The following is a 3,468-nucleotide window of genomic DNA, read 5'->3' as shown; positions in this document are numbered from 1 at the left end:
GGGTAATGAAAAGATTGTTAAATAGGCGGTTAAAAGCTTATAGCCTGACCGAAATTTTGGTCGTCATGGTGATTATTGGTATCCTAGTGTTATTAGCATTGCCAAACCTGATGCCGTTGATTACCAAGGCGAAAAGTACGGAAGCTAAAGTACAGCTCCAGCATTTACAGACTTTACAAAAAAACTATTTCTTTGAAAAGTCCAAGTACAGTGGTAATCTGGATGAGATAGGTTTCGTTCAGGAAAAACTGAGCACTGACGGAAAGGACGGTAAAGCCAACTATAAAATCGAAGTTGTACGTGCTGATCAAAATACATTTTTGGGTCGTGCGACAGCTGTTGTCGATTTTGATGGGGATGGTACCTTCAATGTCTGGGAAATAGACCAGGATAAAAATTTAAAGGAAGTAACAGCAGATTAGGATGTGGTGGAATATCGCCATCTGTCTATGTCTGTTATGGATTGCCTACCAGGATTTTAAACAGCGAGCTGTAAATGTGGTACTATTTATTATGTTGGCCTTGCTGTTATTGGGATTGAATATTTCAACGGGATCCTGGGCGGACAAGTATCCTCAGATACTGGCCAATATCTTGTTTTTGATCTTTCAGTTAGGAGTGATCTTAGTTTACTTTCGGATCAAAACGGGTAGATGGGAGCAGGTAATGGATCAAAAGCTTGGTTGGGGAGATATCGCATTTTTAGGTTGTTTGACCATATACATGCCTTTTTTGAGTTTTTTCCTGTTTTTTGCAATCAGTTTATTTCTGGTGCTGCCCGTGACATTAATCCGAAAGAATTGGCGTGACCCTAATAAGGGAATACCGTTGGCTGGCTGCCAGGCCCTTCTTTTTATAGGGTACTTTATTGTCGAAAGAACGGGATGTATAATTTGGGAACAGGCCTTTCAAAAGCTGTTGCCCTAAAATTGATAGAAAAGTATATACAATTATTAACATCGTATTTGTGTGGGGGTAACAACTAATTTTTCAGCAGAGACGTTGCATTCGATTTCCAGAGATATCGCATGGCATTACCGTATTATCCCTTATGATCGGTATGAAGGTAAGATCTTCTTTTATTCTGATGAGGCCAATAACCTGCCAGAGCTGCAGAATGAGCTGGCGATTCTTTTTGATGAGCAGATCGCACTGGAAACCGTGCCTTCTGGTGAAATAGAAGAATGGCTGAATAAATACTATTTCGGCGAAAAATCAAGTGAAGGCAACGAAGCTGTCAAGAATCTAATATTCAATGCCGATTTTTTGGATAATCTCATCTATGAGGCCAAACAGCTGAAGAGCAGTGATATCCATATTGAGACTTATGAAAACCGATGCCGTGTGCGTGTCCGTATTGATGGGATGATGGTAGAGCGTTATGTCCTACAAAGAGAAGACTATCCGGCGCTGATCAATAAAATCAAGATCATATCCAATCTTGATATTGCCGAGAAGCGTCTGCCGCAGGATGGACGTATCCATTACAGGCGAAATCAGGATCAATTTGATATACGGGTATCCGTATTGCCCACGCTCCACGGCGAGAAAGTTGTATTGCGTTTGCTTAATAACAATGCGACTAATATCCAATTGGATAAATTAGGTATGTCCACAGAAGATTACGAAAATTATCTTCACGGTGTAAAGAAACCTAATGGGATTCTGCTCGGTCTAATACGGTTCTTACTTTACAGAACTCGCTACAGATCCCAATTTTGACAGTTATATCTACAGCTATAAATACGACGGACGTCGCCGGCTCATCGAGAAGAAGATCCCCGGCAAGGGCTTGGAGTACCTTGTTTATAACAAGAACGACCAGGTCGTGCTCACGCAGGATGCAAATCAACGTGTCCGCAAGGAATGGACGTATACCCGTTACGATGCTTTTAGCCGCGTTACCACCAGTGGGCTTTACACCAATACAGCTAAGCTGACACGTGCTGACGTGAGTGCGCTTGTCGATGCAGCGACGGGCCCACTTTGGGAGACCCGCACGGGAGCAGACTATCCTGCTCTGGCGACCACGTTTCCACTGGCAGGTACTGGCATTACCGTTATGCCGCATGTGGTCAATTACTACGATGACTATACATTCATCGGAGCGGAGGCACTTCCGGCGAGTGCGGTCACCAAAAGTACGATGATAAAATCGCTACAGACGGGTACTAAAGTATACCGGACCGACGGTACAGCACCGCTATTAACGGTGATGTATTACGATGACTACGGTAGGGTGATCCAGACCGCCTCGCAGAACCATCTTGAAGGGAAGGACTATGTGACCAACACCTATAATTTTCCGGGGGAGCTGCTGAGCAGTACACGTGTCCATACGTCTAAAACTGGAACAGCAACAACCATAGTCACAACCAATAATTATGACCATGTGGGGCGGCTGATATCAACCAAGGAAAAAATAGGTGCACAGGCGGAGGTGACATTGGCTTCCAACAGCTACAATGAGATCGGCCAGCTGAAAGGTACAGCTGTTGGCAAATCCGGATCGGAAACCGCCTTTGTCAATACGACGACGTATAGTTACAATGAGCGCGGCTGGCTGAGCAAAAGTATTTCCCCCAGATTCAGCCAGCAGCTGTGGGGAGATGATGCAACGTTTCCCAATACGTTCAGTTATAGCTACGATAAGCTGAACCGTCTATTGAGCGGGACGAACGGTCAGACGGGAACGGGGAGCATCGCCGAAACAATGACCTACGACGACATGGGCAATATCAAGACCCTGAAGCGTGATGCGCTAACAGCGACCACATATACCTATGTCGGCAACAGGCTGACTGGATTGTCGGGAGGATTGACGGGAACTTATACCTATGATGTGAATGGCAATGCCAAGACTGACCGCATGGGTATAGCTCTTACGTATAATTACCTGAACCTGCTGCAGACAGCAAAGAAAGCCGGGACGGATGTAACGTTTTTATATAATGCTGCGGGGCAGAAGCTGCAAAAGATATCCATATCCAAGATCGGTACAACCAGTATTGTCACCACAACGAGAGATTATGTAGGTGGTATTGAATACAATAATGGTGCTATTGATATTATTCATAACTCTGCAGGCTATGCGCAGCGGAATGGTACAAACTACGTGTACCATTACAACCTGACGGACCATCTTGGTAATGTACGGGCAACGTTAAAACGTGGCGCCAGTGCGACGGCAGTTGATGTGGTACAGCGGGACAATTATTATCCGTTTGGTAAGCGCAAGGTTGTGGCAGGTGGAAATAATAAGTATCTTTATAATGGCAAGGAGATCCAGGGCGAGCTTGGAGATCAGTACGATTACGGTGCGAGATATTACGATGCAGAAATTGGACGTTGGAACGTCGTGGATCCGCTGGCGGAGAAGATGAGAAGGCATTCGCCATATAACTATGCATTTGATAATCCAATCATGTTTATTGACCCGGATGGAAGAGAATCCACAGGGTGGATTAA

4 protein-coding genes are annotated in these 3,468 nt (G+C 44.8%); all 4 read left to right on the top strand.

Annotated elements, in window-relative coordinates:
* Window positions 1-5: 5 nt before the first annotated feature.
* Window positions 6-422: a type IV pilin protein gene (locus tag AC07UV_RS25560; RefSeq protein ID WP_495185830.1), complete on the top strand. Its 417-nt coding sequence runs from the start codon at window positions 6-8 to the stop codon at window positions 420-422.
* A gap of 1 nt (window position 423) precedes the next feature.
* Window positions 424-927 (top strand): prepilin peptidase, encoded by a 504-nt coding sequence (locus tag AC07UV_RS25555; protein ID WP_495185829.1) that lies wholly within the window; start codon window positions 424-426, stop codon window positions 925-927.
* Window positions 928-969: 42 nt separating this feature from the next.
* Window positions 970-1,722, top strand: a complete 753-nt coding sequence (locus AC07UV_RS25550) for a GspE/PulE family protein (RefSeq protein WP_495185828.1) — start codon at window positions 970-972, stop codon at window positions 1,720-1,722.
* A 70-nt stretch (window positions 1,723-1,792) separates the two neighbouring features.
* Window positions 1,793-3,468, top strand: a 1,676-nt coding sequence (locus AC07UV_RS25545; protein WP_495185827.1) for an RHS repeat-associated core domain-containing protein, incomplete at its 3' end; no start/stop codon positions are given.

This window comes from Sphingobacterium sp. GW821-FHT03E03, from assembly GCF_059420745.1.
This window is presented reverse-complemented; position numbering and strand designations above follow the sequence as displayed.